Source organism: Romboutsia sp. MSSM.1001216sp_RTP31141st1_G3_RTP31141_220114 (genome assembly GCF_039031195.1).
GTDB lineage: Bacteria > Bacillota > Clostridia > Peptostreptococcales > Peptostreptococcaceae > Romboutsia_C > Romboutsia_C hominis.
In genome coordinates this window covers 1-5,394 of the sequence record NZ_JBCIUO010000039.1, presented here as the reverse complement: position 1 = coordinate 5,394, position 5,394 = coordinate 1, and the positions used below count along the sequence as shown (strand labels likewise).

Annotated in this window: 3 protein-coding genes; 2 read left to right on the top strand and 1 reads right to left on the bottom strand. The window is 27.8% G+C overall.

Translation table 11 applies throughout. From position 1 onward, the window contains the following. Positions 1-198: 198 nt before the first annotated feature. Positions 199-1,380 (bottom strand): pyridoxal phosphate-dependent aminotransferase, encoded by a 1,182-nt coding sequence (locus ABCP60_RS15600; RefSeq protein WP_343102151.1) that lies wholly within the window; start codon positions 1,378-1,380, stop codon positions 199-201. Positions 1,381-2,011: 631 nt separating this feature from the next. Between ABCP60_RS15600 and ABCP60_RS15595 the strand changes: the two genes are divergently transcribed. Then, positions 2,012-4,363 (top strand): anaerobic ribonucleoside triphosphate reductase, encoded by a 2,352-nt coding sequence (locus ABCP60_RS15595; protein ID WP_343102150.1) that lies wholly within the window; start codon positions 2,012-2,014, stop codon positions 4,361-4,363. Between the two features lie 17 nt (positions 4,364-4,380). Further along, complete coding sequence (gene nrdG, locus ABCP60_RS15590; RefSeq protein WP_092921864.1) at positions 4,381-4,920, top strand: anaerobic ribonucleoside-triphosphate reductase activating protein; 540 nt, start codon at positions 4,381-4,383, stop codon at positions 4,918-4,920. Positions 4,921-5,394 lie beyond the last annotated feature (474 nt).

Sequence of the window (5,394 nt, the reverse complement as noted above, 5' to 3'; positions counted from 1 at the left end):
GCTCTTTAGCGCTGATGGTACTTGGGGGGCGACCCCCTGGGAGAGTAAGACGTAGCCACGTAATCTTTTTTATTTTATAAAAAGTATAGGTTTAAATAAACCTATACTTTTGTATTTTTAAATCAATAAAATTTTTATTAACATCTAAATATAGTTTATAAACTTTTTATTAAAGTGTAATGTTTAAATGAATTTAGATTAAGAAAAAGAATTTATAAATTTATCAAGTCTATCTACACCTTCCAAAAAAACAGATTCATCACAGGCAAAAGAAATTCTTATATAATCATCTAATCCAAAAGCTATTCCTGGAACAACAGCTACATTATAAGTATCTAAAAATTTACTACAAAATTCTAATGAAAAACTTCCATTATAGTTTAATGTATTTTTTAGTTTGGATATATCTATAAATACATAAAAAGCACCATAAGGTTTTATATAGCTTATATTATTAATTGAATCTAGTTTAGCACAGATCAATTTTCTTCTTAATTTATACTCATTTACGAATTGATTTATATCTGAGTTACATTCCCTTAGAGCTCCATAGGCTATGTATTGAGATGTAATACAAGGATGTGATACAGAATGACCTTGTATAGAACTTATAGCTTTTGCTATAGAGCTATTAGATGCTGTATAGCCTAATCTAAGACCAGTCATATTAGTTGATTTTGAAAAGCCATTAATTGTTATTGTTATATCCTTAGCTAAATTACTTATAGATGCTATTGATGTAAAATTATCTTTATAACATATTTTTTCATATATTTCATCAGCTAGTATGTATATATTATTTTTATAGCAAATCTCTACTATCTCTTCTAACTCATTTTTAGTGTAGATACTTCCTGTAGGGTTATTTGGGTTGTTCAATATAAGAGCTTTAGTATTTTTACTTATACACCTAGATAAGTCTTCGGCCTTTATTTTAAAAGAATTATCTTTAGATGTGTGTATAAACACTGGAATTGCATTTACTATTTTGACAATCTCTGGATAGCTTACCCAATACGGTATAGGGATTAACACTTCATCATTTGGATTAGTCAAGGCGAGCAGCGTATTTGTTAAGCAATGTTTTGCACCACTAGATACCACTATATCTTCTGGACAATAGGTACAATTATTTTCTTTTAAAAGCTTTTTACAAATTTCTTCTTTTAAAGGTTTTATTCCAGTTACAGCGTCATATCTAGTATAATTGTTATTTAATGACTCTATTCCGTAAAGTTTAGCTCTAACAGGCACGTTGAAATTAGGTTCTCCTATACTCAAATCTATTACATCTAGATTAAGATCTTTAAGTTGCCTAATTTTAGAACTTATCTCTAAAGTATAGGAAGGGGTTAACGTTTCTAATCTTTTAGATAACATAAAATCTCCTTTCTTTATTAAAGTTGACTTATTAGGTATAAGTACTAATTATATTTAAAAAAGTGTAATTTATATTCAAATATAATTATTATAATATTAAAAAATCTATTATATTTGAAAATTATATTGATAAATTAATATTACAAATAATTAAAATTAAAGAGGAATTTGATTGACCAATATAGTAAATATATATATTAGTAATTAATGTATAATATTATATTATTTACAGTATAAAATAAATTATATTAATTACTAATGTATTAGGTTATATTGGATAACCTAAAGTTGTAATTATAACTTTGGCATAAGTAATAACATTTTGATTTTCAAAGTTTTATTTCGTAGTAAGTATATGAATAAGATTATTAAATATGAATAAATTACAAAAAAAATAAAAAAATAATATTTTTTGTATATGTTACAAATACTAAGCTTCAAATTATCCACATAGCAATTTCAATGCTTTAGGTTAGTTTGACTAAAATTTCTAAATTTGCTACTCTATTTAAGTAAACATCGAGACAGTCCCTTTAAAAGATTAAAGGGGATTTTTTTTAAGTTTAAACACTATATGTAGTAAAAAATAATGGAATAAATACAATATATAGTAATTAGGGGGCGTTTTAAAATGATAAATTATGTTAAGAAAAGAGATGGAAGAATAATACCTTTTAACCCAGATAGGATAACTAGAGCTATATTTTTAGCTGCAAGTAAAATAGCTGAGCAAGATGGGAAATCAGCAGATTATAATATAGCGGAAGAATTAACACAAGAAGTCATAAAGTTATTGAATAAAAAGTATATAAATTCAATTCCAGGAGTAGAAGATATTCAAAATGCAGTAGTAAAAGTGTTAATAGAAACAGGTCATGCAAAAACTAGTGAAGAGTACATAATATATAGAACAGAAAGAAGTAGAATCAGAAATTCAAAAACAAGACTTATGAAATCTATTGAAGAGATAACTTTTGAAGATGCAAATGATGCAGATATAAAAAGAGAGAATGCTAATATAGATGGAAACACTGCGATGGGTACTATGCTTCAATATGGAAGTACAGTATCTAAAGAGTTTTGTAAAACTCATGTAATAAAGCCAGAGCACTCATATGCTCATGATAATGGAGATATACATATACATGATATGGATTTCTTAAATATGGGTACTTTAACTTGCTGTCAAATAGATATTAATAAGTTATTCAAAGGTGGATTCTCAACAGGACACGGATTTTTAAGAGAGCCAAACGATATAATAAGCTATGCAGCATTAGCAGCTATAGCTATTCAAAGTAATCAAAATGATCAACATGGTGGACAAAGTATACCTTTCTTTGATTATGGTCTAGCAGAAGGTGTATATAAGACCTTTAAAAAGTTCTATATAGATAATATGTCAAAGGCTATTAAATTATTTAAATCTGAGGATAAGACAGACTCAATAAAGTGTATAGTAAATGATATCGAGTATAGACTTAAAACTAGATTAAGTATAAAAATAGAAGATGAATATAAACAAGAAGAGACTAGAGAGTTAATAGATAAATTAGGATTAGATGAAGCATTTGTAGAAAATATACAAAAATTTGCATATTCAGAAGCTTATAGAGAGACAGATAGAAGAACTTATCAAGCTATGGAAGCCTTTATACACAATCTTAATACTATGCACTCTAGGGCAGGTGCTCAGGTACCTTTTTCTAGTGTGAATTTTGGAACAGATGTTACTGAAGAAGGTAGAATGGTCACTAAGAATCTTTTATTATCTCTTGAAAGTGGACTTGGAAATGGTGAAACGCCAATATTCCCAATTCTAATATTTAAAGTTAAGGAAGGAATGAGTTTAAACCCAGGAGATCCAAACTATGATTTATTTAAATTAGCCTGTAGGGTATCTGCTAAAAGGTTATTCCCTAACTTTAGCTTTTTAGATGCTCCTTTCAATATAAAATATTACGAAGAAGGAAATCCTGAAACAGAAGCTACATATATGGGATGTAGAACTAGAGTACTTGGAAATGAATGTGGTGAAGAAACTGTAAGTGGAAGAGGTAATTTATCATTCACGACTATAAATCTTCCAAGGTTAGGTATTAAACATGGATTAATAAGCAAAAAAGTTGTAGATATAGATGGATTTTTTGAAGAATTAGATGAGAAAATTAATTTAGTAATAGAACAATTGCTAGAGAGAATGGAAATACAAGGTAATAAAAAAATGAAAAACTTCCCATTTTTAATGGGACAAGGAGTATGGAAAGGTTCTTCAGAGTTAGGACCAGAAGATAAATTAAAAGATGTAATAAAGCAAGGAACATTAACAGTTGGATTTATAGGTCTAGCGGAATGTTTAATAGGTCTTATAGGAAAGCATCATGGTGAAAGTGAAGAAGCTCAAGAATTAGGTTTAAAAATAATAGGGCATATGAGAAATAGGATGGATGAAGCAAGTAAAGAGTATGGACTGAATTTCTCATTAATAGCAACTCCAGCAGAAGGATTATCAGGAAGGTTTACTAAGATGGATAGAAAGATATATGGCGATATAAAGGGTATAACAGATAAAGAGTACTATACTAATTCATTCCATATACCAGTATATTATAAGATAAGTGCCTTTGATAAAATAAGACTTGAAGCTCCATATCATAACCTAACTAATGCTGGACATATAACATATATAGAATTAGATGGCAATCCATCAGATAATTTAGAGGCTTTTGAAACTATAATAAGAGCTATGAAAGAAGAAGGAATTGGGTATGGTAGTATAAATCACCCTGTAGATAGAGATCCAGTATGCGGTTTTTCAGGGGTTATAGAAGGTAATATATGCCCTTATTGCGGAAGAAATGAAGAAGACAGTAGTATAAAGTTTGAAAGAATAAGAAGAATAACAGGATATTTAGTAGGTACTGTAGATAGATTTAATAATGCTAAGCAAGCAGAAGTTCGTGACAGAATAAAGCATAAGTAATGAAAGGGGAATAGGTTATGAAAATAAGAATAGCAGCACCCATTACTTTTGATAGTATAGTTGATGGTCCAGGATTAAGGATGGTTATATGGACACAAGGGTGTATTCATAACTGTGAAGAATGTCATAATCCTCAAACACATAGTCTAAGAGGAGGCTATGAAGTAGACACAAAAGAAATAATTGATAAATTAAATAAATTAAAATTACAAAGAGGAATAACTCTCTCTGGAGGAGAACCATTTTTACAACCTGAGGCATTAGAAGAAATTGCTAAAGAAGCAAAAGACAAAAATTTAGATGTATGGAGTTACACAGGATTTAAATTTGAAGAACTTTTAAACGATAGGAATCCAAATAGATTTAAAAATCTAAACTTATTGAAATATATAGATGTTTTAGTAGATGGTAAATTTGAAAATGATAAAAAAGACATATTTTTAAAATTTAGAGGTTCTTCTAATCAAAGAATAATAGATGTAAAAAAAACATTAAAAGAAAAGAAAATAATATTAGCTGAAGAATATATCGAAAGAGATTTATGTGAAGCTAAATAATTTAAAAGTCATAGGCCAAATTATATAATTTTAGCCTATGGCTTTTTTTATTTACAATAAATATTATAAAGAAAAATGTTAATAATTATGTTAGTATTGTGGATAAAAAAATTAGAACCTTAACATTTCAATGTTAATAAGTTGTTAATATGTGGATAACATAAAATGATAAAATATAAAGTAAAATTAAGATGAAAAAAATGTTGAAAAAAGTATTGACCATATAAAACTAAGGTGATATAGTATTACTTGTCCTTAAGAAAAAGGCAAACAACAAGAAAAACAAACAACAGAAAAGAGTTGACAAAGTAAAATTACTTTGATAAACTAAGGAAGTTGTAAGGAATGAACTTTGAAAATTAAACAGTAGGTTAATTTATATAACTAATGATTCTTTAAAGAATCGAATACAACCAAGCCAGATATTCAGATAATGATAGTCTGAGCAGGTAACAACTTTTATTTGAGAGTTTG

Excerpts from the sequence above, each read along its gene's own strand:
- nrdG (WP_092921864.1), top strand. The coding sequence starts at position 4,381 with ATGAAAATAAGAATAGCAGCACCCATTACTTTTGATAGTATAGTTGAT.
- ABCP60_RS15595 (WP_343102150.1), top strand. The coding sequence starts at position 2,012 with ATGATAAATTATGTTAAGAAAAGAGATGGAAGAATAATACCTTTTAAC.
- ABCP60_RS15600 (WP_343102151.1), bottom strand. The coding sequence starts at position 1,380 with ATGTTATCTAAAAGATTAGAAACGTTAACCCCTTCCTATACTTTAGAG.